The organism is Microbacterium sp. M3 (genome assembly GCF_033548675.1).
GTDB classification, from domain to species: Bacteria; Actinomycetota; Actinomycetes; order Actinomycetales; family Microbacteriaceae; genus Microbacterium; species Microbacterium arthrosphaerae.
This window is the reverse complement of the sequence record NZ_JAWTZT010000003.1, coordinates 76968-100794: the sequence shown is the minus strand read 5'-3', so window position 1 is coordinate 100794 and position 23827 is coordinate 76968. Positions and strand designations below refer to the sequence as shown.

The window sequence follows — 23827 nt, the reverse complement described above, 5'->3', positions numbered from 1 at the left end:
CCTGAATTCTTGGTGAACTGTTCGTTCGTCGCGCCGATCCCGTCGGCACCACTCCTTCTTCACTCCTCACCGAAAGCGAACGGTGGAAACCGCAACCCTCATCATCGTTCTGGTGATCGCGCTGGCGCTGTTCTTCGACTTCACGAACGGCTTCCACGACACCGCGAACGCGATGGCCACGCCCATCGCCACCGGGGCCCTCAAGCCCAAGACCGCGGTGCTGCTCGCCGCCGTCCTGAATCTCATCGGCGCGTTCCTGTCGACCGAGGTCGCCCAGACGATCTCGGGCGGCATCATCAACGAGGCGCAGATATCCCACGACATCTTCCCCGAGATCATCTTCGCCGGCCTCATCGGCGCCATCACGTGGAACATGCTCACGTGGCTGCTGGGGCTTCCGTCGTCGTCGTCGCACGCCCTCTTCGGCGGGCTGATCGGCGCGACGCTCGTGGGCGTGGGCGTCGCCGCCATCAACTTCGGCGTCGTGATGTCGAAGGTGATCCTGCCGGCGCTGATCGCGCCGGTGACCGCCGGGCTGATCGCCTTCCTCGCGACCAAGCTCGCGTACGCGCTCACACGGCGCTACGACAGCAAGCCCGACGGGCGCGACGGCTTCCGCTTCGGCCAGATCTTCACGTCGTCGCTCGTGGCGCTCGCCCACGGCACCAACGACGCGCAGAAGACGATGGGCATCATCACGCTGCTGCTGATCACGGCCGGACTGCAGTCGTCGGCCGATCCCGAGCCCCAGACGTGGGTCATCTTCGCCTGTGCGATCACCATCGCCCTCGGCACCTACATGGGCGGCTGGCGCATCATCCGCACGCTCGGCAAGGGGCTCACCGAGGTCAAGCCCGCGCAGGGCTTCGCGGCGGAGAGCTCGACGGCCTCGACGATCCTGGCCTCGAGCGCCCTCGGCTTCGCGCTGTCGACCACGCAGGTCGCGTCGGGATCGGTCATCGGCTCGGGCCTCGGCCGCCGCGGGTCGCAGGTGCGCTGGCGCACCGCGGGCCGCATCATGATCGGCTGGGTCCTCACCCTCCCCGCGGCCGGCGCGGTCGGTGCGCTCGCCGCGCTGCTGGTGGTGTGGCTGCCGGTCTGGGGCGTCATCATCGACGCCATCCTCGCGGTCGCCATCATCCTGGGCCTCTTCATGCGGTCACGTCGCGACGAGGTCAACGCGTCGAACGCGATGAGCGAGGTGGCCGAGTCCGGCCGCGCGGTCAAGGTCAAGAAGAACCCGCCGCCCACGCGGCGGCAGCGCGCGATCGCGCGCGAGGAGGCGCGACGCCGTGCGGCCGAGGAGGCCGCGGCGAAGAAGGCCGCGAAGGCTGCCAAGTCCGGCAAGCCGGCCAAGACCGCGCCCGCGGCGCCGGCCCCCGTGGCGCCCCGCACCTCGGGCGATGGCTCGGGCAGCGGTGCATCCCCCGACGCCGGAGACGACCGAACGCCGTCGTCGACGAAGAACGGGGCCGAGTCATGATCGAGATCAACTGGCTGGCCTTCGTCCAGGTCTTCATCGCGGCGCTGATCGCTGCGGTGCTCGTCGTCGGCTTCTACGCGCTGGGCCTGCGCATGCTGGTGCGCGCCGGCCGTGCGCCGGTCGTCGCGCCGGCCGAGTTCACCGACGCGATCACGGTCATCTCCGAGAAGGAGGCGCGCCGCGCCGAGAAGGCCGCGGCCAAGGCCGCGAAGCGCAGCCCCCTGACGACCGGTCAGAAGCGCCTGGCGCTGGTGGCCGCGTACGCCAGCTTCGCCGTGTGCGCGGCGGCCGTCCTGGGCGGGCTGCTGCTCATCGTCTTCAACCACTGAGCACTCCGACACCGGCCGGCGCGATGCCGGATCGGTGCGGCGCCCGGTCGGTGCTCGCCGAATAGACTCGGGGCATGGACGCGGCCCCGGTGCAGTTCGGTCAGTACCCTCCCGCGCGACGCACGCTGCTGCACCTCAGCGACACGCATCTCCTCGCCGGCAACGCCCCGCTCGGCGGCCGGTTCGACACGGGCGCCAACCTCGCCCGGACGCTCGACGCCGCCGAGGCCACCGGCATCCGTCCCGACGCCATCGTCTTCACCGGCGACCTGACCGATCTCGGCGAGCCCGAGGCCTACACAGCCCTGCGCGCGGCTGTCGAGCCGGTCGCCGAGCGACTCGGCGCCCCCGTGGTGTGGGTGGCCGGCAACCACGACGAGCGGCCGGCCCTGCGCCGTGACCTGCTCGGCCTCGACCCGACCGAGCAGCCGGTGACCGGAGTGTGGGATCTGGGGGGCCTCCGCCTGATCGCGCTGGACTCGACGGTGCCGGGCTGGCATCACGGCGATCTCGATGCCGCGCAGCTCGAGTGGCTGCGCGCGGAGCTGGCGACCCCGGCGCCGCTCGGAACCATCCTCGCGATGCACCACCCGCCCCTGCCCTCGCACGTGCCGCTGTTCGACATCCTCGAGCTGCGCGACCAGCGACGCCTGGCACAAGTGATCGCCGGAACCGACGTGCGCGCCATCCTCGCGGGCCACCTGCACTACTCCACGAGCGGCACGTTCGCGGGTGTGCCGGTGAGCGTCGCGGCGGCCACCTGCTACACCATGAACCTCGCCCGCGCGGCGGTCGAGGTGAACGGCATGGACGCCGGGCAGTCCTTCCATCTCGTGCACGTGCACGACGAAACGATCACCCACGCCGTCGTCCCGGTCGTCGACGCGCCTACGAGCGACTACTTCTCGGCCGAGTGGGTGGAGCGGATGTCGCGGCTCACGCCCGAGCAGCGCCTCGAGGAGTTCTCGCGCAAGCGCCGACTCTGACCTCTTCGACACCGTGAGTCCTCCGCCGTGTACGTCGCGCGTGGTCGCGCTGTACGCGGCGTACAGGCGGCCGCGGGTGTCCCGCGAGTAGGCTCGAACGCATCCCGCACACCGCTGTGAACGACCCACGAGGACTGCACACATGGCTCTGGACGCAATGACGCGAACCCGCACCGAGACCGACTCCCTGGGATCCCTGGAGATCCCCGCCGACGCGTACTGGGGCATCCACACCGCCCGCGCGCTGGAGAACTTCCCGATCTCGAAGCGGCCGATCTCGGTGTACCCCGACCTCGTTCGCGGGCTCGCGATGGTGAAGCAGGCGTCCGCGCGGGCGAACAAGGAGATCGGGGCGATCGACGCGGCCAAGGCCGACCTCATCGACCGCGCCGCGCAGCTGGTGATCGACGGCCAGTACCACGACCAGTTCGTGGTGGGCGTGATCCAGGGTGGCGCGGGCACGTCGACCAACATGAACGCCAACGAGGTGATCACCAACATCGCGCTCGAGCTGGCGGGGCGCGAGAAGGGCGACTACGCGTTCCTGTCGCCGATCGACGACACCAACCGCAGCCAGTCGACCAACGACGTCTACCCGACGGCGATCAAGGTGGGCCTCGGGCTCGACCTGCAGACGCTGCTGGAAGAGCTCGACCTGCTGCGGCGTGCCTTCCTGGCGAAGGCCGTCGAGTTCCACGACGTGCTCAAGGTCGGCCGCACCCAGCTGCAGGACGCCGTGCCGATGACGCTCGGACAGGAGTTCCACGGGTTCGCCACGACGCTCGGCTACGACCACCAGCGCCTCACCGAGAACGCGTACCTGCTGTACGAGGTCAACATGGGCGCGACGGCGATCGGCACCGGCATCACGACCCATCCGGCGTACTCGTCGGCGGTGCTGCGGCACCTCCGGGAGATCACGGGGCTCGACCTCGCGACCGCGGCCGACCTGGTCGAATCCACGAGCGACACCGGCTCGTTCATGTCGTTCTCGGCCTCGCTCAAGCGCAACGCCATCAAGCTGTCGAAGATCTGCAACGACCTGCGCCTGCTCTCGTCGGGCCCGCAGGCGGGCTTCGGCGAGATCAACCTCCCGGCACGGCAGGCAGGGTCGAGCATCATGCCGGGCAAGGTCAACCCGGTCATCCCCGAGGTCGTGAACCAGGTCGCCTTCGCCGTCGCCGGCGCCGATCTCACGGTCACGATGGCCGTCGAGGGCGGGCAGCTGCAGCTCAACGCGTTCGAGCCGGTCATCGCGCACTCGATCTTCCAATCCATCACGTGGCTCCGTCAGGCGATGTTCACCCTCCGGGTCAACTGCGTCGACGGCATCACCGCGAACCGCGAGCGGCTGGGCGCCATGGTCGGCTCGTCGGTCGGGGTCATCACCGCGCTCACGCCGTTCATCGGCTACGCCGCGGCCGCCGCGCTCGCCAAGACGGCCCTGCTCACCGGCCGGAGCGTCGCGGACCTCGTCGTGGAGGCCGGCTTGATGTCGGCCGACGAGGTCGCCAAGCAGCTCTCGCCCGCCCGACTGTCGGGCCTGGAGACGGTGACCGCCGCCATCCCGGTGGTGCAGGCTCCGGAGGACGTGGTGGTGGGGGAGTCCGCTGCCGACGCGCACCGCGTCTGACCGCCGGCCCGCGGGGCGGCGAAATCACCGGTCCGCCCGCGAAAGCCGCGTGCCCATCGGCGAACCCGGGCGCCCCCGGCGCGGCCGATTGCCCCGGGGGCGCCGGGACCGCTACCGTCATGCAGAGTCCATGCGAGAGGAACCCACATGACCGACCCCCAGACGCCTGCCGACCCGGCGAAGCAGCCCGACACCACCCCGGACGTCCCGCCGGCGCCCGCCGCCGACGCGCCTTCGGCAGCACCGGCCGCTCCGGCCTACGACGCGGCGCCCGCCGCCGACCCGGCGCCTGCCGTCCCGTCGTACGACAGCGCCCCGCCGGCGGCCCCGGCCTACGACACCGCCCCGCCCGCGGCCCCCGCCTACGGCGCGGCTCCGACCTACGCCGCTGCCCCGCCCGCGGCGTACGGCGGCCCGGCCGAGGGCCCGGTTCCGGGAAAGACGCTCGGCATCGTCGCGCTCGTCGTCGTCTTCTTCGCGTCGCTGATCGGCCTGATCCTCGGCTACGTCGCGCGCTCGCAGAGCAAGAAGGCGGGCGTGAAGAACACTCCCGCGAAGATCGCGATCATCCTGGGCTGGATCTTCCTCGTGCTCACCATCATCGGCACGATCATCTTCGTCGTCGTCCTGGTGAACCTGGGGTCGTCGGCTCTGCAGGAGCTGTGCGAGGGCATGCCTCCGGGAACGTACGACCTCACCACCGGCGGCACCGTCACCTGCCCGTGACGCGCTGACCACAGGAAGCCCCTTCTCCTTCGGAGGAGGGGCTTCCTCGTTCGTGCCGTCAGCCGACGATGCGGCAGTGCGTGGTGAGCGCGCCGATGCCGTCGATGCCCACCGTGACCGACGAGCGGTCGCGCAGGAACACCTGCGGGTCGCGCGAATACCCGGCGCCGCCGGGGCTGCCGGTCGAGATGAGCGTTCCGGGCAGCAGCGTGGCCGACCGGGAGAGATGCGAGATGAGGGTCGACACGGGCCGCACCATCTGCGCGGTCGACGCGTCCTGCAGCGTCGTCCCGTCGAGGACGGTCCAGATGTGCAGCGCCTGCGGGTCGGGGATCTCGTCGGCGGTCACCACGAACGGCCCGGTCGGGGTGAACCCGTCGAACGACTTGCAGCGCGACCACTGCGCTTCCGAGTACTGGATGTCGCGCGCGGTGATGTCGTTGACCACCGTGTAGCCCCACACGTGATCGAGCGCCCGCTCCGGCGCGACGTCCTTCGCGGGCGTGCCGATGATGACGCCGAGCTCCGCCTCGTAGTCGACCGACTCGCTGAGCGCCCTCGGCCATGTCGTCGTGCCCTCGTGGGCGGCGAGGGAGTTCGGCCACAGCACGAACACGGTCGGCGTGGAGTCCGTCTTCAACCCCAGCTCGCTGGAGTGCGCCGCGTAGTTCAGTCCGATGGCCAGGATCACGGGTGGCGCGAGCACGGCGGACGCGAACCGCAGGGTGTCGAGCGGATGCCGCGCCCCGGCGTCGGCGGCATCCCGCACACGCGCGAGCAGCTCGTCGCCGCCGGCGATGAGCTCCTCGAGCACGCCGGGCGCGCCGTCGAAGAGCCCGGCCACGACGATCGCCTCGTCGCCCTCGATCACGGCCAGTCGCGGCTCGTCCGACCCCGGGAACAGCACATGGGCGAAGCGCATGCCCCCAACCTAGCCGGGAGTCCTCTGCGGCCGGGTCATCTGCGACGTGCCCGATCCCGTCCAGCGGCCGGCGGTGCGCCGGCGCGGCCCTAGGCTGAGCGCATGACGTTGGATCCCGGCGCCGCGCGACCGCGGCCCTCGTTGACGCCGCCCGAGTTCGCCTCCGCGCTCGCCCAGCCCCGGCATGCGGCGCCCGCGCAGATCACCCCGCCGGCGACGTCGCCCGCGCCCGTGCCCTTCCCGACCGGGACGGCACCGCGCCGCGGACGTACGGCATCGGTCTGGCTGGTCGGGATCCTGATCCTCGTGCTGGTCGCTCTCATCGGCTACTTCCTCAGCGCGATGGGCCCGGGGGCGTCGCTGGTCGGCATGCTGCTCGCGCTGGTGCCGCTCGTCGGGGTCCTGTTCGCGGTGCGCATCGTCGACCGCTGGGAGCCCGAGCCGCGCGGTCTGCTGGCGCTGGCCGTCGCGTGGGGCGCGATCGCATCGGTCGGCATCGCCCTGGGGGTGGACTGGGTGCTCTCGCTCGCGTTCGGCGACGGCACCTCAGAGGTGCGCGAGGTGCTGCGGGCGGTGGTGCAGGCGCCGGTCGTGGAGGAGTTCGCCAAGGGCCTGGGTGTGCTGCTCATCTTCGCGACCGCGCGCCGGGCGTTCGACGGCCCGGTCGACGGCATCGTCTACGGCGCCCTCATCGGTGCCGGGTTCGCCTTCACCGAGAACATCCAGTACTTCGCGCTCAGCTACATCCAGGGTGGCGCCGTCGAGACGACGGCGACATTCTTCATGCGAGGCATCCTCTCGCCATTCGCGCACGTGATGTTCACGAGCGTCACGGGCTTCGCCGTCGGGCTCGCCGCGCGCCGCGGCTTCTCCACCGGGCAGGCGATCGGTCCCTGGCTGCTCGGGCTCGCGGGCGCGGTCGCGCTGCACGCCTTCTGGAACGGCTCCGCGGTCTTCGGCGACTTCTTCCTGCTCTACATCACCCTCCAGGTGCCGCTGTTCGTCGGCTTCATCCTCGGCGTCGTCGCCCTGCGCCGCGAGGAGTCGCGGCTCACCCGGCGGCGGCTGGGCGACTACGCGGCGGCCGGCTGGTTCACCCCGCAGGAGGTCGACATGCTCGCCACCTCCGCGGGGCGCAAGGCGGCACTGGCGTGGGCGCGCTCGCTGCGGGGCGACCGCAGTGCCCTCATGAAGACGTTCATCGCCGATGCGACGGCGCTGGCGGCGACGCGCCAGCGCGCGATCACGGGGCGGGATCCGCAGGCCGCCGGCGACGAGCGCGACCTCCTCGCCAAGACCACGGCCACCCGCGCGGCGATGTTCGCCCCGTAGACCTTGACACCGCGGCGGCCTCCCCGGCATCCTGAGACCAGCCAACTCAGCGCTCGGTAGACACGCAGGCATCGCCGCGGCACCGAGCGCTGAGTTTTGAGTCGGGCCGGATCGATGCGAGCGAAGCCCGCGTTGATGCGGCCCGACTCAAGATCGGGGAGCGAGCGCCAGCGAGCGTATCGAGATCCCCGCGACGGTGCGCGCACAGCCCTCGCCGTGCTTGGATGGGTGTCATGACTGACGACCGCACCAAGCCCGAGATCGACCCGCCCGCCGGCCCGGCGCCGGCCGACCTCGTCATCCGCGACCTCGTCGTGGGCGACGGCGCCGAGGCCAAGCCCGGCGACACCGTCACCGTCCACTACGTGGGCGTCGAGTACGAATCCGGTGAGGAGTTCGACTCGTCGTGGAACCGCGGCGAGAGCATCCAGTTCCCGCTGCGCGGCCTCATCCAGGGGTGGCAGGACGGCATCCCGGGCATGAAGGAGGGGGGTCGCCGCGAGCTGGTGATCCCGCCGAACCTCGCCTACGGTCCCGCCGGCGGCCACTTCCTCGGCGGCAAGACGCTGATCTTCGTCATCGACCTCATCAAGGTCGGCTGACCGCTTCTCGTGCACGCAGAGGGGGACGGATGCCGCGGCATCCGTCCCCCTCTCGCATGAGTCCCGCCGCCCCGGACGATATCAGTTTGCATTCATGGGAATAGAACTGGACGATGGTCGTGTTGGACCACGTATGCCCGGTCCCCGCGGGCGCCCCACACGACACGAAGGACGACCATGACCGACTCCACCACGATCGACGTTCCCGGCTACAAGGCAGGCACCTGGGTGCTCGACCCCGCGCACAGCGAGGTCACGTTCAGCGTCCGCCACATGATGATCTCGAAGGTCCGCGGCACCTTCGGCATGAAGAGCGCGACCCTCGTCGCTCCCGAGAACCCGCTCGAGGCCCAGGTCGAGGCATCCGTCGACGTCACGTCGGTCGACACGAAGGACGACGGCCGTGACAACCACCTCCGCTCCGCCGACTTCTTCGACGTCGAGAACCACCCGACGATGGAGTTCCGCTCGACCGGCGCCCGCATCGAGGGCGACGACTTCCTCGTCGACGGCGACCTGACCATCCGCGGCATCACCAAGCCGGTGACCTTCGAGTTCGAGTTCGGCGGCTTCGGCACCGACCCGTGGGGCAACTACAAGGCCGGCGCCACCGCCAAGACCGTGGTGAACCGCGAGGACTTCGGCCTCACCTGGAACGCCGCGCTCGAGACCGGCGGCGTGCTCGTGGGCAAGGACGTCACGATCACGCTCGACCTGCAGGGCGCGCTCCAGCAGGACTGACCGCAGCGCACGAGATGAGCGGATGCCTCGGCCCGAGGCATCCGCTCATCTTCGCGTGGGCGGGGCGCTCGACAGGAGTCAGCCCGAGACCGACACCGTCTCGCGCACGTGCACGACGCCCTCGACCAGCGCGACGTGCACGTGGGCGACGCCCCGCCGGGTGACCTTGTTGCGCCGGATGGTGCCGTCGGTCGATGTGAAGTGCTCGGGGGAGTCGTCGTCGGTGAGATAGACCGGCTGAACGATGGTCCAGTCGAGGTCGGAGCCGCGGAGCACTCCCTCCTGGATCTCGGAGTCGATGATCTGCGGGCGGATCAGCAGGGCGAAGAGGATCCGGTCGGTGAGCCGCAGGAGCGAGCGGGTGTCGCCCACGCCATAGGACGACTGCACGACCAGGCGGCGGACGCCGGCCCGGCGCGCGGCCGCGACGATGGCCGCGGTGCCGGTGGAGCGGACGTCATCGCGCGTGCCCTGCGCGCCGCGCAGCCGCACCCGTACGACGGGCTCGGAGATGCCGAGCGTCACGACGATGCCGTCGTGCCCGGGGATGACGGCATCGAGGACCGCCTGCTGGGTGGCGTCGCCGTCGACGCGCTGCAGCCCGGGGCGGGCGGAAAGCGCCGAGGCGTGGCGGGCGAGGGCGGTGACGGTGTGGCCGCGCTCGAGCAGGGCGTCGCAGACGGCCCGGCCCGATCCGCCCGTGGCGCCGATGACGAGGATGTTCATGAGGATCTCCCTTCGGTGGTGATCCCACTCTCGCGCCGCCGCGCAGGATGATCTATCGTCAGGTGTACGTATTCCATGATCGATCGTCCGGAGGCCGCATGACTGTCGCGATGCCGTGGGACAGCGAGGACGCCCTGACTGCGGCCCTCTACCAGGTGCGCATGCGCGGCGCCTTCTACTCGTGGACCGAGGCCTCGACGGAGTGCGCGGTCGCGATGCCGCAGTTCCCCGGCACGCTGAGCTTCCACATCGTGGCGCACGGCACCGCGTATGTGGAGGTGGCGGGTGCGGAGGCCGTCCGGCTGGATGCGGGGCGGCTCGCCTTGGTGCCGCGGGGGATCGACCACCGGGTCTCGACCGCGCCCGGCGCGCCGCTCGCCGGCCGTGCCGACCTGCTGCCGCAGGCCATGCTCGGCGACGCCTTCTCGGTGCTCCGGCTCGGGCCGGAGACCCCCGAACCGCCGCTGGCGCTGCTGTGCGGCGTCGTCGCGTTCGACTCGCCCGCCGTGGACGACATGCTCGCCGTGCTGCCGTCGATCGTGACGGTGGACTCCGCGCGCCACCCCGTCATGGCGGCGCTGCTGCCGCTGCTGGCGCGCGAGCTGCGCGAGCCCATGCCGGGCGGCGATGCCGTCGCGACACGCCTGGCCGATGTGCTCGTGGTCGAGACGATCCGCGCGTGGCTAGCCGACGGCGAGGCCGAGACCGGCGGCTGGCTCGCGGCGCTGCGCGACCCGCAGCTGGGGGCGGCGCTGGCTGCGGTGCACCGCGAGCCCGGGCATCCGTGGACCCTCGAGGTGCTCGCCCGGCGCGCGACGATGTCGCGCTCGGCGTTCGCCGCGCGCTTCACCGCCGTTGTCGGCACGCCGCCGATGGCCTACGTGGCCGCGGCGCGCATGCGCGCCGCGCGTGCGATGCTCGCCGAGGGGCGGAGCGTCGCGGCGGTCGCCGCCGCCCACGGCTACGGCTCGGAGGCCGCATTCAGCCGCGCCTTCGCCCGCGTGACGGGGGAGACGCCCGGGCGCGTGCGGCGCAGCGCCGCCTGACCGTCGTCAGGGCGACGGTGTCGCGCGCCGCCGACGGAGCCGGTCCTGTGCGAGCAGGATGCCCAGGAAGACCACGAGCGCGCCCACCGGCTCGTTCCAGGAGATCGTCTCGCCGAGGATCGCGATGCCGAGGATCACGCCCACCACGGGCGTGATGTAGGTCACCGTCGAGGCGCGCGTCGGTCCCCAGGCGCGCACGGTGTTCTGGTTCCAGACGTACGCGATGCCCGTCCCGAGGCATCCCAGCAGCACCAGGCTCAGGATGATGGGGGCGTCGAGGCGCACCGGCGACAGCACCAGCACGGGCGTGAGCAGCGCCATCACCACTCCCGCCATCGCGATGTAGCCGAACGTGAAGGCGAGCGCCGACATGCCGGTGTTCGAGACGAACCGCCGCATGTACGCGAAGCTGAACCCGTAGCTGGCGGTCGCCCCCAGGATCGCCAGTTCGGCCACGAGGCTGCCGTCGAAGGCGATGCCCTGCCAGGGCGCGATGATGACGATCACGCCCAGGATGCCGACCCCGATGCCGACGACCTGCATCGCCTTGAGCCGCTCGACGCGGAACACCAGCCACGCCATGATCGCGGTCATGATCGGCGTGGTGGCGTTGAAGATGCTCGCGACGCCCGAGCTGACGTGCTGCTGCGCCCACGAGAACAGCAGGAAGGGGATGACGCAGAACGTCAGCCCCAGGACGAGCAGGTGCGCCCACACGCGCAGGCTCCGCGAGAGCCGCTCGCGGCGGAGCAGTACGAGCGCCCCCAGCGTGAGCGCGCCGAGGAGGATGCGGGTCCAGGCCACCTGGGCGGGCGAGATGCCGGTGAGCGAGACCTTCATGAACAGGAAGCTCGATCCCCAGACGACGCCCGCCAGCACGAACTGGACGGCGACCCACCGCGCCGACGGGCCGGCGGCGGCGCGCAGCGTCGGGGTCGTCGCGGTGGAGGTCATGCAGCCACGGTACGACCGCGGCGGCCGGCCCACGCCGCTGCGGGGATGCGTCGTCCGAAATCCGCCGATGTGCGGCCGTCCGGCTACGGCGCGGAGCGGACCGGCGCGGGAGGCGGCGGTTCGCCGGGGCATCCGTTCACTGGTAGACTCTTCAGGTTGCCGTTGGATCGGCCGCGGAGAAAGAGAGCTCGCACATCGGGTGACGGGCACCGCGCAACAAGCAGAGAGGGGATCACCTATGGCACTGGAAGCAGACGTCAAGAAGGCGATCATCGAAGAGTACGCGACGCACCCCGGTGACACCGGATCCCCCGAGGTGCAGGTCGCGATGCTGACGCAGCGCATCAAGGACCTCACCGAGCACCTCAAGGAGCACAAGCACGACCACCACTCGCGTCGTGGGCTGTTCCTGCTCGTCGGTCAGCGCCGCCGTCTGCTCGGCTACCTCCAGGACATCGACATCAACCGTTACCGGTCGCTGATCGAGCGTCTCGGACTCCGCCGCTAATCGCAGCCAGCGTTCAATCGCGCAAAACATTCTTGTGAAGGCCTCCCCACGGTGTGGGGAGGCCTTCAACGTTTCCGCCCGCCTGCGCCGAAACAGGGCATTCGCGCCGAAACCGAGGACGAGGCCCCAGGTTTCGACGCGATTGCCTTGGTTCGAGAGCCCTGGGCGAAGAAGTCTGGCGGATGCCGCGGCTAACGCGCGGCGGAGGCCCGCGCGGCGACGAGGTCGGCGTGGTGGATCTCCGCCACGTCGGGGTGGGCGCGCAGCCGTGACTTCAGCGCGTTCTCGCCGTACAGCGCATGGATGGGGTTCGACGGATCCTGGGTGACGCCGCGCGCCTGCGCCGCCAGCTCAGCGGGCAGCTCGATGAGCGGCAGGCGCTTGTCGAGCGCCGGGTTGAAGAAGAACGGCACCGAGATGCGGTCGTCGGGGTACCTCGGGGAGATGACGCGGTGCTTGGTGGCGATGAGGTAGCCCTGCGTGGCGTACTCGAGCAGTTCGCCGATGTTCACGACGAAGGCCCCGGGCACCGGGGGAGCGTCGACCCAGACGCCGTCGCGCTCGACCTGGAGCCCGCCCTTGCCCGGCTCGACCCACAGCAGCGTCAGCACGCCCGAGTCCTTGTGGGCCCCGACGCCCTGCTGGGGCGTCGGGTCCTCCTTGCCGGGGTAGCGGACGATCTTGATGAGCGTCGAGGGCTCGCCGAAGTGCTCGTCGAAGTAGTCCTCGCGCGCACCGAGCGACAGCGCCCACGCCCGCAGGAGCTTGCGGGCGACGCCCGACAGGTGGTCGTGCCACTCCGACACGACCTCGCGCAGCTCGGGTTGCGCGTCGGGCCACAGGTTCGGGCCGACCAGGCGCGCGAAGTCGGGCGCGCCGGGATCGGCGACCGCCTCGCGCTCGGGGCCGATGTCGATCTGCTCGCGCCAGTCGACCTCGCCCTGGGTGCGCTCGCCGCCCACGCGGGTGTACCCGCGGAAGTGCGGGCTCTTGACGTTCTCGATGGCGAGCTTGTCGGCCTCCGGAAGGGCGAAGAAGTCGCGCGCGGCCCGGTGCAGGCGTGACTCCAGCTCGGGGGTGACCCCCGTCCCGGTGAGGTAGAAGAAGCCGACGTCGTGGGTCGCCGCCCGCAGGTCGTCGCGGAATCGCGCGGCGGCCTCCGGGCCCTCGTCCAGCCGGGAGAGATCGAGGATCGGCAGGTTCAGCTCGGTCATGAGCCGAGAGTAGGCGCGGGTCGCGGCATCCGTCCCGTTTGTTGCCGTGGGTTACCGGCGGTGGAGCCCGGCACGCCGACCGGGCCCCACCGTCCGGTCAGGAGGTCGGGCGGTTCATGTCGGGGATCGTGATGGGTGTCGTCGTCCCCGACTGGCCCTTGTTCAGGAACGCCATCGCGATCGCCCGCAGCAGCTGGTCGAACAGGTAGAAGTTCGCCGGCATGATGCGGATCAGCCCCTCGCGGAACAGGATGTACGACGGCCAGCCGACACGGATCGTCGCGGCCGCCACGTAGTCCCGCTTGAGCCCGAGCCAGTCACCGACGTCGTTGCCGAGCTGATAGCGCACGAACTCGTTGAGGAAGCCGCGCGTGACCCCGAGGTCGACCTGGGCGACGAGCCCGAGCAGCACCTCGGCCAGGTACTTGCCCTCGGTCGTCGGAGCGAGGATCGGGGTCAGGATCTGCGCGGCCTGGGCGTGGGCGGCATCCCACGTCGCGGGGATGTACTCGTCCCGCACGCCGAGGAAGTGCAGCGCCACCTGCCAGGAGTGCAGGAACGCGTCCTCGTCGGCCCGCGACATCGGCACCTTCCACTCCTTGAGCTTCTTGTGCGCGAACGTGCCCGTGCTGTGGAACGTGACGAGGATGTCGTGGTTCGAGATCGGGATCTCTTCGTCGTGGCCGCTGGCCTGCCAATGCGGCGATTGCGGCAGCAGGTGACGCACCGCGGCGTGCACCATGCGGGTGCGGTTGGCGGTGACGATGAACTCGCCGGTGTTCTCGAAGGCGTTGAGGTCGCTCAGGTCGTAGCCGAACGAGAACGTCTTCGCGGCGCGGTCCTGCATGTCGGCGCCGCCCTTCGAGTGATACACCGACCGCGCCTCGCGGGGGATCACCGTCGACATGATGCCGCCGCCGACGCCGTAGATCATGAAGAGGTACGTGTCCTTGCGGCGGTTGAAGTCGGCCGCGCGGCGCAGCTTGGTGCGGTCGGCCCACGCGGGCAGCTGCATGTGCCCGTTCAGCCAGCCCGAGATCTCGGGCGGGAGGCCGGCGGGAACGGGCTGCCAGTTGTTGACCCAGCCGTCCATCGCCGCGTTGACCTGGGCGGTCTGCCCGCTGTCGGTGATGGTCGCGATGATCTGGTCGATCTCGTCGTCCCAGACCCACTGCGGGTCGACGCCGCTGCCGCTGCCGACGACGGACTGGCTCGGCGCCCAGGTCCACGACCTCTCCGACACGGCACCGGTCGTCGCCGATGCGGCCTTGGGCACGACGGCGCCGGCCAGGCCGAGCGCTGCTCCCAGCGTCAGCACGGAGCGTCTGTTCACGTCGGTCATTTGCCACCTTCTTCCCGGAAAAAGGGATGGACCGACCCCGGCCGCCACGTCACCCTCGACGCGCTCTGTTACCCGCAGTCCATCCTGGACTGATGTGATTCGCCGTTAACATATGGGCAGAACGCGGCAGCGCGCAACCCCTCCCGTGGGAAGGGGTCGGGGCGCGCGGGAAAGCCGGAGGTCAGCCGTTCTGACGCGGATCGGGGCGCGGAGTCCGAGGCTCCTCCCGCGGGCGCCGCGACCCGGTCGGGTCGCTGCGGCGTCCCTCGCGCCTGGCCAGGGTCGGGTCGGCGAACAGCCAGTTCGGGCGGGGCTCGACGAGCGGCCGGAAGATCCGGCGGACCGGCTTCGTCGCAAGGCCCAGTGCGATGAGGACGGAGGCCACGATCACCAGCGGCAGCCAGAGCCACGTCGGCTCGGCGTGGCGGAGCAGCCCGTTCTCGCGGAACGGGTACAGCACGAACGAGTGCAGCAGGTAGACGTACATCGTGTACTGCCCGAAGTGCGTCCACCAGTGCCCGCCGCGCGGCAGCAGGGCGAAGAACGCGAACGACAGCGCGATCGCCACGAGCATCAGGGCGAGGCGCACGCCGCCCGCCCACCACTGCGTGCCGCCGATCGCCGCATAGTTCTCGTCGTAGAACAGCCACTCGCGCAGGTTCATGGCGCGCCAGTCGTCGACGAAGAACCACGCCGCCCAGCCCGCGACGGCGAAGAGGCCGACGCTTCCTGCCCAGACCCACCACGAGCGGTGGTCGAGGAGGCGCCATCTCGCCACGATGTCGTGCTCGCGCAGCCACCAGCCGAGCGTGAAGAAGGGCAGCAGTCCCAGCGTGCGCGACAGCGAGAAGGTCGAGTCGATGTTCGGCAGGTACCCGGCGCCGATCGAGATCGCCACCGTCCACAGCAGCGGCCACCGCAGCAGCGCGAGGTACGGCAGGACGACCCGGAAGATGCCCAGCGCCAGCAGGAACCACAGCGTCCACGACGGCTGGGTGAGGTTGGGGCTGGCCTGTCCCTCGACCAGCCACTTCGTCAGCGTCCACAGTCCCTCGAAGACGACGTAGGGCACGAGGATGTCGGTGATCACACGCGCCATCTGCGTCCGGGTGGGGGCATCCGACTTCGAGAAGTAGCCCGAGATGATCGCGAAGGCGGGCATGTGGAACGCGTAGATCACCAGGTACAGGCTCAGGGCGATGTCGGAGTCGTAGGTGAGCCGCTGCACCGCGTGGCCGAGCACCACGAGCACGATGCACGCGAAGCGCGCGTTGTCCCAGAACGGCACGCGCCGGCGCGGTCGAGCGACCGATCCCGTAGGGGTGCTCGCGGTGGGTGGAGCGCTGCTGCCGGTCATCGTCACCTCTCGCCGGGGCGCTGACCACCTTAGCCGCGTCCGCGGCGCCGGGCCGCTGCTTGACACCGCGTCCCAGGGTGCCGGAATCTGAGTGCGAGCGTGCCGGCGAGCCGCGCCGGAGAGGACGATGATGACGGATGCCGCGACCGGAGCCGCATCGCCGGGCTCCGCGACCGACCGCCCCGTGGTGAGGGTGAGCGCGGGTGCGGTCCGCGGCACCCGCGTGGACGGACTGGACCGCTTCCTGGGCATCCCGTACGCCGCCCCGCCCGTCGGCGAGCGCCGATTCCGGGCGCCGGAGCCGGCGGCGGCGTGGGAGGGGGAGCGGGATGCCTCGGCCTTCGGCCCGACCGCCCCGCAGCGCCCGTACGGCGCGGCGATCGCGAAGTACCTCGCCACCGTCGAGGTGCCCGGCGACGACATCCTGACCGTCAACGTCTGGACGCCCGTCGACCGCGCGCCCGATGCCGCGCTGCCGGTGCTCGTGCTCGTGCACGGCGGTGCCCTGACGCGCGGCGGCGCGGCGCTGCCGACCTACGACGGCGAGCGTTTCGCGCGCCACGGCATCGTGTTCGTGTCGGTGCAGTACCGCCTCGGCCAGGAGGGGTTCGCGGTGCTCGACGACGCGCCGCAGAACCTGGGCGTGCTCGACCAACAGGCCGCGCTGCGCTGGGTGCGACGCGAGATCGCGGCGTTCGGCGGCGATCCCGGCCGCGTGACGGTGATGGGGCACTCCGCCGGCGCCAACACGCTGGCCGCGCTCCTAGCGCTGCCGCACGCGAAGGAGCTCTTCGACCGGGCGATCCTGCAGTCCGGCCCCCTCGTGGCGCAGCCCGCGGGCAAGGCCGGCCGCATGACGCAGGCGATCGCGAAGCGCCTCCGGGTGCCGGCCACCCGAGCGGGCTTCGCCGCGGTGCCCGCCGACGACCTCGTCGCCCACCAGACCGCGATCGCCGCCGGCGGCTCGCCGGCCGGCCGTGGCCCGACGGTGGCCCTGGCGATCGGCGGCGAGGCGATCCCGCGCAACCCGCTGGAGGCACTCCTCTCGGGTGCGGGCCGCGGCATCCCCGTCCTCATCGGCTCGACGAGCGAGGAATACCGTCTCTGGCTCGTGCCCACCGGAGCTGTCGACCGGGCGAGCCGTCTCACGGTGACCCTCGCGCGGCTCGCGACGCGGGTGCCCGCCCGCATCGTGCGCGCCCATCGGGCGCGTCGGCCGGGTGCCAAACCGGGCGAGATCCTCGGCGAGGTCATCACCGACATGCTGCTGCGGGGGCCGATCACGCGGCTGGCCGACAGCCGTGTCGGCGCCGCGGACTCGCCGACGTGGGTCTACGAGTTCCGCTGGCGCAGTCCCGTCGACGACCTGGGCGCCGCCCACGTGATGGAGCTCGGCTTCGTGTTCGACCGTCTGGCGCAGCCCGACGCGATCGGCATCGGCGGCCCGGATGGACCGCAGCCGCTCGCCGACGCGATGCACCGGGCGTGGGTCGCCTTCGTGACCGACGGGGATCCCGGGTGGGAGCGATGGTCGGAGCGGCGACCGGTGCAGGCGTTCGACGCGGACGGCGGCCACATCGACTACGCGCCGCGGCAGGACGAGCTCGACGGCCTTCCCGAGCGGTAGTCTCGCACCGCGATGACGACGATCGACGACGCGCTCGAGCGCGACCTCACCATCCGCGACCTCGACTGGCGCGTCTTCCCGGACGGCACCGAGCGCGATGTGTTCGGCGCCCCGAGCGGTGGGCTGGCGCGGGTGCGCCTGGGCGAGGCGTCGGCGCCGCGCGTCGTGCTCGTGCCGGGAGTCGCCGGGTCGAAGGAGGACTTCGTCCTGCTCTTCCCCGTGCTCGCGGCGGCCGGCTACCGGGTCGAGTCGTACGATCTGGCCGGCCACTACGAGTCCGCCGGCGCCGGGCCGGCGAACCTCGACCCGCCGCGCACCTCCTACGACTACGCCCTCTTCGTCGACGACCTCGTCGCGATCCTCGAGGACGGCGGCCCCGCGCACGTGCTGGGCTACAGCTTCGCCGGCCTCGTCACCGAGCTCGCCCTCGTCGCGCGGCCGGACCTCTTCCTCAGCCTGACGCTCATGTCGGCGCCCCCGGCGACAGGGCAGGTGTTCCGGGGCGTGAAGCACATCGGCCCGATCTCCGACATGCCGCCGCATCGGGCGGCCGGGCTCATCCTGTGGGGCATCCGGTACAACCTCAACCGCACGCCGCCCGGTCGCATCGCGTTCGTGCGCGAGCGGCTGGGTGTCACCGGCCGCGCCTGCATCGACGACGTGGTCGGGCTCATGATGGCGATGCCCGACATCGCCGCCGACGTGGCCGCGACCGACGTCCCCAAGCTGATCGCGGTGGGGCAGCAGGACCTCTGGCCGCAGTCGCAGCACGACGCCTACGCCCGGCGCATCGGCGCTCGTGTCGCCACGTATCCCACCGGGCACGCGCCCTGCGAGACCGCGCCGCACCAGCTCGCGCGCGACATGCTGCGACTCTTCGCCGACGCGCGGTGAGGGGGGGATGCCGCGGCCGCGGCATCCCTCCCGCCCTCACTTGATCGAGCCCCGCGTGACCCCGGAGATCACCCAGCGCTGGCTGAAGATGTAGACGATCAGCAGGGGCGCCATCGCCATCAGGTAGGACGCGAACGCCACCGTGTAGTCGGTGTTGAACTGACCCTGGAACACGTACTGCGCGAGGGGCAGCGTCCGAGCCGAGGGTTCGGTCAGCACGACGAGCGGCATGATGAAGTCGTTCCACGCCCACACGCAGGTGAGGATGCCGACCGTGGCGTTCATCGGCATGAGCAGCGGGAAGATGACCTGCCAGAACACGCGCCAGGTGGAGGCCCCGTCCACCCGCGCCGCCTCTTCCAGCTCGATGGGGATCGAGCGGATGTACGCGGTGTAGATGAAGATGTTCAGCGACAGCCCGTAGATCGTGTAGAGCACGATCATCCCGACCTGGTTGTCCATCCCGAGCAGCGAGGTCTGCTTCACCAGCGGAAGCATGATGATGGGGAACGGGATGAAGAGCGCGGCCAGCAGATAGAAGAACACGCCCTTGAAGAAGGGACGGTGGATGTTCCGCGCGATGGCGTAGGCGACGATCGAGCTCGTCAGCAGCGTGAACACGACCGACCCGACGGTGATGAACGCGGTGTTGGCCAGCGCCTGCGGAAAGCTGGTGCGCTGCCACGCATCGGCGAAGTTCTCCCACCGCACCGGATTCGGCCACTCGAAGCCGGTGCCGGAGGTCAGCTGGTCGGGGGTCTTGAGTGCGACGACGACCGCGAGGTACAGCGGGACGAGGATCGTCAGCGAGCACACCGCGATCAGTGCGGTCGCCCACCAGTTGGTGCGGCGGGTGTCGTCGTCGTCCCGCACGCGGCGCCGGACCCGCGGCCGGACCGCAGCGGTGGCGTCTTCGATCTGCACGGAGGTGTTGGTCGTGGTGGTCATCAGAAATCGGCCTCTCTGCGCTGAAGGACCCGGAACTGGAACAGCGACACCACCGTGATCACGATGAAGAAGATCACGGCGTTGGCCGCCTGGTAGGCGAACTCCCCGCCGCTGAAGCCGCCGCGGAAGATGAGCAGCGTCACGGACTCGGTCGAGGTGCCCGGGCCGCCGTTGGTGAGCGCCACGATCGGGTCGAACACCTGCAGGAAGCCCTTGAGGCTCAACACCACGTTGATGGTGAAGAAGGCGCTGATGAGCGGGAAGGTGATCGACCGGAACTGCCGCCACGGCTTGGCGCCGTCCAGCGCGGCCGCCTCGTAGAGCTCGGCCGGGATCGTCTGGAGCCCGGCGAGGTAGATGATGATCGAGAACGCGCACGCCTGCCAGACCGCGAGGGCGACGATGGCCGTCCACGCCCAGGTCTCGTTGGTGAGGATGTTGTCGGCGAACAGCGGGATGCCCGAGAGGATCTTGGGCAGCGAGTTCGAGAAGAAGAATTGGAACACGTAGCCGATGACCAGGATCGCCAGCACGTACGGGACGAAGTAGACGCCCCGCCAGAACTCGCGCGCCCTAATCTTCGCGTTCAGGCCCAGCGCCACCGCCAGCGAGATGACGTTGGTGAGGATGGTCGCGAAGACGGCGAACAGGAACGAGAACCCGTACGCCTGCAGGATGCGCTCGTCTTTGAACAGATTGATGTAGTTCGACAGGCCCACGAAGTTCCAGGCGCCGTAGCCCGGGTAGTTCGTGAAGCTGAAGAAGATGCTCACGATGACGGGGAGGGTGTGGAAGGCGGCGAACGCGATGACGGCGGGCCACACCATCCAGTAGTACGCGGAGGGGGCTCTGCTCGTCTCCGAGCGCACCCTCCCAGCCCGCTTCGGCGCGTCGGGGGACGTGCTGGACCTCACGGCCTGCGTGACGGTGGTCATGTCACTCTCCTGTCGTCACGGGGATCGTTCGAGCGGCGACCTTCGCCCACTCGCTGTCGAGGGCCTTCAGGGCGGCTTCGGTGTCGCCCTCGAAGAGGTACTGCTGGTCGATCGGGATCAGCGGGATCGCCGGCGGGACCTGGTGGTCGATGAAGCCGGTGATCCGCCCGTCCTGGAAGTAGGGCGCGACCGACTGCAGGGCGGGATCGTCGCTGAGCTCTGCGCCCTCGACCGAGGGGACCATGTTCTGCGACGCGGCGAACCTCTCGATCACCTCGGGCTGGAAGACGTAGTCGAGGAAGCGCTGCGCCGCCTCCTCCTTCGCGCCGTTCCTGCCCATCGTGAAGACGACGTCGACTCCCGAGACCAGCAGGCTCTCGCCGGGCTCGTCGGTCGGGTAGGGGAAGATACCCATGCGGATGTCGGGGTTCACCTGCTTGATCGGGTTGGTCGCCCAGATGCCCTGCAGCAGCATGGCGGCCTCGCCGTTGGCGAACGCGGCGTTGCCGTCGTCGTACGTGCGCCCGCGGTAGCCCTCCTGCATGTACGAGAACAGCTCGTACTGGCGCTCCATGGCCTGCGGGAAGTCCTTCTCGAACGACACCTCCGAATCCGGCCCGACGTTCTCGCCCTCCTCGCGCATCTTCTCGAAGAAGTCGCCCTGCGCCGGGTACGCGCCCAGCGCGTTCCAGGAGGGGATGGCGGTCCATGAGTCGGCGAGCGTGCCGTAGAACGGCTGGATGCCCGCTTCGACGAGCGCGTCGCACACGGCGATGAGCTCGTCCCACGTCTCGGGCACCTCGAGTCCCTGCTCCTCGAAGATGTCCTGGTTGTAGATGATCCCGTTGGCGTTGTTGACGTATCCGAGACCGTTCACCTCGTCGCCGTACGTCCCCAGGTCGGCGAGGATCTCCTGCACCGCCGGGTTGATGGTGTCGAGGATCGGGTCGCCGGTGAAGTCGTGGAAGACCCCCGCCTGCGCGAGCCGGCCGAAGTTGCCGTTCGCGTTGAGGGTGATGACGTCCGGCACGCGATCCTTGACCAGCAGCGTGCGGATCACCGTGTCGGCGTCGGCGACCTGATTCTGCACGACATCGATGTCGGGGTTCTCGGCCTCGAAGTCGGCGATGATCTCGTTGAAGTCCTCGAGCGCCTCGCCTTTGAACTGGAAGAAGTTCAGCGTCGTCACGCCGTCGGCCGGCTGCTGCGCGCAGCCTCCCGCCACGGCGGCTGTCGCGGCGACGGCCGCGACCGCGAGGGGTCGGGTCCATCGTCGGTGAAGAGTTCTCATCGTTGCGCCTCCTTGCGCGTGGGGTGGGTGGAGTCTTCAGTCCTCGGCCGTCAGCTCGACGACCATCGCCTGCTGGGGGCGCTGCACCGGAGGGCGCACGCCGATCTCGGAGAGCTCGAGGCCCGTCAGCGCCGGCGGGTTCTCGGCCCACTCCAGCGGCGACTGGCCGGCGTCGTCGCCGTCGCGCGTCACGACGCGCAGCCGGTACACGCGCGAGGGATCGAGCCCCGGCACCCGGATCCGCCCCGCCGGGTAGGCGGCGCTCGTCGCCGTCTGCACGATGGTGAAGACGGCGGATGCCGCGTCCGTCGCGACGACGCCGCGCACGTCGATACCGGGTTCGGTGCCGTCGACGTGCACGACGCGTCCCGATGCGATGAGGGGGCGCAGGCGCTTGGCGAGCGCGACCCACTCGGCGATCTCGGCCCGGCGCGCCTCGTCGACGGTGGTGAGGTCCCACTCGATCCCGAAGTGCCCCAGGAGGGCGACCGCCCCGCTCAGCCCGAGCGAGACCGTCCGGCCGGACGAGTGCACGATGGGACTGGTCAGGTGCATGCCCATCATCTCGGGCGGCACGACGAGGCCCGTGTACCGCTGGTTGTCGAGGCGCTCGAGGGGGTCGAGGCTGTCGCTGGTCCAGATGCGGTCGGCGCGGTCGAGGATGCCGAGGTCGACGCGGGCTCCGCCGGAGGCGCAGCTCTCGATCTCAAGGCCGGGGTGCGCCGCCTTGAGCTCGTCGAACAGGCGGTACACCGCGAGGGTGTGGGCATGCACGCGGGCGCCGCCGGCCGGCCCGCCCGCCGCATCGACGAGATCGCGGTTGTGGTCCCACTTGAGATACGCGATGGGGTACTCGTCCAGGAGGGCGTGGAGTCGCTCCGCGATGTGCGCGTACGCCTCCGGCTGGGAGAGGTCGAGCACCTGCTGCTGCCGCGCCGACGGCGGGAGCGACATGCGTCCTCGCAGGATCCATTCCGGATGCCGGCGCGCGAGGTCGCTGTCGGGATTCACCATCTCGGGCTCGACCCACAGGCCGAACTCCATGCCGCGCGCGCGCACGTGGTCGACGAGCGGATGCAGGCCCTGCGGCCAGACGTCGGCGTCGACCGTCCAGTCGCCGAGACCGGCCGTATCGTCGCGTCGGCCGTGGAACCACCCGTCGTCGAGGACGAAGCGCTCGACTCCCACGGCGGCCGCCGCGTCGGCGAGCGCCATCAGGCGGTCGAGGGTGTGGTCGAAGTACACCGCCTCCCACGTGTTGAGCGTCACCGGACGGGGACGGCGGGGGTGCTGCGGGCGCGCCCGCCACTCGTCGTGGAAGCGCTGCGACAGCTCGGTGAGGCCGTCGCCCCACGAGCCGATGACCCAGGGCGAGCTGTAGGCGGCGCCCGCAGGCAGCACGACCTCGCCGGGGAGCAGCAGCTCGCCGCCGGCGAGGAGGGCGTCGCCGGTGACGACCCGCTCCGCCAGCAGCCGCTGGTTGCCGCTCCATGCGACGTGGATGCCGTGCACCCGGCCCTGCTCGAAGCCGAAGCCGGGACGACCCGCGGCGAGGAGGATCGCCGAGTCGGCGCCGGTGCGCCCGCGGCGGCTCTCGCGCACGTGCGTGCCGAAGGTGAGCGCGCGGCGCTGCGGGGCGCGCTCGCGGAGGTGATGTCCGGTGGTGTCGAGCACCTCCGTCGCATCCCAGGGCAGCGGGAACGTCGACTGCAGCGTGTGCACCGTGTACGGGGTCGCACCGGTGTTGCGTACGGTGGCCCGCTGGTGGAAGAGTCCGCTCGGCCCGATGCGGAGCTCCGCCCGCACCGCGATCCCGGCTTCGGCGTCGACGAGGGCGATGCTCGCGCGGTGGCCCGTCGCCTGCACGTCGGCGACCGAGAGCCGGATGCTCACGCCGGTGCCCTCGCGATGGCCTTCCACCCCGGGGGTGCCGAACCAGCCGTCCGCGGCGGCAGGGAGGAGGGTGAGTGCGGGCGTCGCGTCGAGCCCTCCCGACACGCGCTGCGCGCGAGCGGCCACCGCGAGCCCTCGGAGCGTCTGGGCGGTGGAGCCCTCGAGCGCGGCGCCCCAGTGGACGATCGCCGGAGCGGGCGCGGCGTCGAGGTCGACGACGACGCTCGTGCCGCCACGGCTCAAGTGGAGCACCCGTGGGTCGGGGGAAGGCGCTCGGTGCTCGGCCTCGAGCAGCCGTTCGGTGCTGTGCATGGACTTAGTTCTACCACGGAACTAAT

Annotated in this window: 22 protein-coding genes; 12 read left to right on the top strand and 10 right to left on the bottom strand. The window is 70.7% G+C overall.

Features of this window, described 5'->3' with window-relative positions; all coding sequences use genetic code 11:
* The first annotated feature begins 82 nt into the window (after positions 1-82).
* From R8Z57_RS10260 to R8Z57_RS10240, 5 genes are all read left to right on the top strand, one after another.
* Positions 83-1483 (top strand): inorganic phosphate transporter, encoded by a 1401-nt coding sequence (locus R8Z57_RS10260; RefSeq protein WP_318353670.1) that lies wholly within the window; start codon positions 83-85, stop codon positions 1481-1483.
* Positions 1480-1812: a peptidase gene (locus R8Z57_RS10255; RefSeq protein ID WP_318353669.1), complete on the top strand. Its 333-nt coding sequence runs from the start codon at positions 1480-1482 to the stop codon at positions 1810-1812. Before R8Z57_RS10260 ends, R8Z57_RS10255 begins: the two co-directional genes overlap by 4 nt.
* A 74-nt stretch (positions 1813-1886) precedes the next feature.
* Positions 1887-2798, top strand: a complete 912-nt coding sequence (locus R8Z57_RS10250) for a phosphodiesterase (protein ID WP_318353668.1) — start codon at positions 1887-1889, stop codon at positions 2796-2798.
* Positions 2799-2940: 142 nt separating this feature from the next.
* On the top strand, positions 2941-4431 hold the full coding sequence (locus R8Z57_RS10245; RefSeq protein ID WP_318353667.1) for an aspartate ammonia-lyase: 1491 nt from the start codon (positions 2941-2943) through the stop codon (positions 4429-4431).
* Between the two features lie 147 nt (positions 4432-4578).
* A complete protein-coding gene (locus R8Z57_RS10240; protein WP_318353666.1) occupies positions 4579-5157 on the top strand; it encodes a DUF4190 domain-containing protein in 579 nt (192 codons plus the stop codon).
* Positions 5158-5215: 58 nt separating this feature from the next.
* On the opposite strand, the gene R8Z57_RS10235 is transcribed toward R8Z57_RS10240, so the two are convergent.
* Positions 5216-6079, bottom strand: a complete 864-nt coding sequence (locus tag R8Z57_RS10235) for a fumarylacetoacetate hydrolase family protein (protein WP_318353665.1) — start codon at positions 6077-6079, stop codon at positions 5216-5218.
* A 102-nt stretch (positions 6080-6181) separates the two neighbouring features.
* Between R8Z57_RS10235 and R8Z57_RS10230 the strand changes: the two genes are divergently transcribed.
* The 3 genes from R8Z57_RS10230 (at position 6182) to R8Z57_RS10220 (ending at position 8754) form a co-directional block, all read left to right on the top strand.
* Complete coding sequence (locus R8Z57_RS10230) at positions 6182-7411, top strand: PrsW family intramembrane metalloprotease (protein WP_318353664.1); 1230 nt, start codon at positions 6182-6184, stop codon at positions 7409-7411.
* Positions 7412-7644: 233 nt separating this feature from the next.
* Entirely contained in the window at positions 7645-8013 is a 369-nt protein-coding gene (locus R8Z57_RS10225) for an FKBP-type peptidyl-prolyl cis-trans isomerase (protein ID WP_318353663.1), read from the top strand.
* Positions 8014-8190: 177 nt separating this feature from the next.
* Positions 8191-8754 (top strand): YceI family protein, encoded by a 564-nt coding sequence (locus R8Z57_RS10220; protein ID WP_318353662.1) that lies wholly within the window; start codon positions 8191-8193, stop codon positions 8752-8754.
* A gap of 78 nt (positions 8755-8832) precedes the next feature.
* Here R8Z57_RS10220 and R8Z57_RS10215 read toward each other — a convergent pair whose 3' ends face one another.
* Positions 8833-9480, bottom strand: a complete 648-nt coding sequence (locus R8Z57_RS10215; protein WP_318353661.1) for an NAD(P)-binding oxidoreductase — start codon at positions 9478-9480, stop codon at positions 8833-8835.
* A gap of 98 nt (positions 9481-9578) precedes the next feature.
* Between R8Z57_RS10215 and R8Z57_RS10210 the strand changes: the two genes are divergently transcribed.
* Entirely contained in the window at positions 9579-10526 is a 948-nt protein-coding gene (locus R8Z57_RS10210; protein WP_318353660.1) for an AraC family transcriptional regulator, read from the top strand.
* 6 nt (positions 10527-10532) lie between these two features.
* On the opposite strand, the gene R8Z57_RS10205 is transcribed toward R8Z57_RS10210, so the two are convergent.
* Positions 10533-11480 (bottom strand): DMT family transporter, encoded by a 948-nt coding sequence (locus R8Z57_RS10205; protein WP_318353659.1) that lies wholly within the window; start codon positions 11478-11480, stop codon positions 10533-10535.
* 238 nt (positions 11481-11718) lie between these two features.
* Between R8Z57_RS10205 and rpsO the strand changes: the two genes are divergently transcribed.
* Positions 11719-11988 carry a 30S ribosomal protein S15 gene (rpsO, locus tag R8Z57_RS10200; RefSeq protein WP_005048780.1) on the top strand — a complete coding sequence of 90 codons (270 nt, stop codon included), beginning with the start codon at positions 11719-11721 and terminating at the stop codon, positions 11986-11988.
* A gap of 191 nt (positions 11989-12179) precedes the next feature.
* Here rpsO and R8Z57_RS10195 read toward each other — a convergent pair whose 3' ends face one another.
* From R8Z57_RS10195 to R8Z57_RS10185, 3 genes are all read right to left on the bottom strand, one after another.
* Positions 12180-13202, bottom strand: a complete 1023-nt coding sequence (locus R8Z57_RS10195) for an isopenicillin N synthase family dioxygenase (protein ID WP_318353658.1) — start codon at positions 13200-13202, stop codon at positions 12180-12182.
* 97 nt (positions 13203-13299) lie between these two features.
* Entirely contained in the window at positions 13300-14544 is a 1245-nt protein-coding gene (locus R8Z57_RS10190; protein WP_318353657.1) for an oxygenase MpaB family protein, read from the bottom strand.
* Positions 14545-14725: 181 nt separating this feature from the next.
* Positions 14726-15901 carry an acyltransferase family protein gene (locus tag R8Z57_RS10185; protein WP_318353656.1) on the bottom strand — a complete coding sequence of 392 codons (1176 nt, stop codon included), beginning with the start codon at positions 15899-15901 and terminating at the stop codon, positions 14726-14728.
* A 130-nt stretch (positions 15902-16031) separates the two neighbouring features.
* Here R8Z57_RS10185 and R8Z57_RS10180 point away from each other — a divergent pair, with 130 nt between their 5' ends.
* Positions 16032-17528, top strand: coding sequence for a carboxylesterase/lipase family protein (locus tag R8Z57_RS10180; RefSeq protein ID WP_318353655.1), 1497 nt, complete (start codon positions 16032-16034; stop codon positions 17526-17528).
* Between the two features lie 12 nt (positions 17529-17540).
* Positions 17541-18422: an alpha/beta fold hydrolase gene (locus tag R8Z57_RS10175; RefSeq protein WP_318353654.1), complete on the top strand. Its 882-nt coding sequence runs from the start codon at positions 17541-17543 to the stop codon at positions 18420-18422.
* Positions 18423-18458: 36 nt separating this feature from the next.
* On the opposite strand, the gene R8Z57_RS10170 is transcribed toward R8Z57_RS10175, so the two are convergent.
* From R8Z57_RS10170 to R8Z57_RS10155, 4 genes are read right to left on the bottom strand one after another with little or no spacing between them, the layout of a single operon-like run.
* A complete protein-coding gene (locus R8Z57_RS10170; protein WP_318353653.1) occupies positions 18459-19370 on the bottom strand; it encodes a carbohydrate ABC transporter permease in 912 nt (303 codons plus the stop codon).
* Complete coding sequence (locus R8Z57_RS10165) at positions 19370-20305, bottom strand: sugar ABC transporter permease (protein ID WP_318353652.1); 936 nt, start codon at positions 20303-20305, stop codon at positions 19370-19372. The genes R8Z57_RS10170 and R8Z57_RS10165 overlap by 1 nt, the downstream gene beginning before the upstream one ends.
* 1 nt (position 20306) lies before the next feature.
* Complete coding sequence (locus tag R8Z57_RS10160; RefSeq protein ID WP_318353651.1) at positions 20307-21596, bottom strand: ABC transporter substrate-binding protein; 1290 nt, start codon at positions 21594-21596, stop codon at positions 20307-20309.
* 36 nt (positions 21597-21632) lie between these two features.
* The gene (locus R8Z57_RS10155; RefSeq protein ID WP_318353650.1) at positions 21633-23801 is read right to left on the bottom strand and encodes an alpha-galactosidase; all 2169 of its coding nucleotides are present in this window, start codon (positions 23799-23801) and stop codon (positions 21633-21635) included.
* Between the last annotated feature and the right edge of the window lie 26 nt (positions 23802-23827).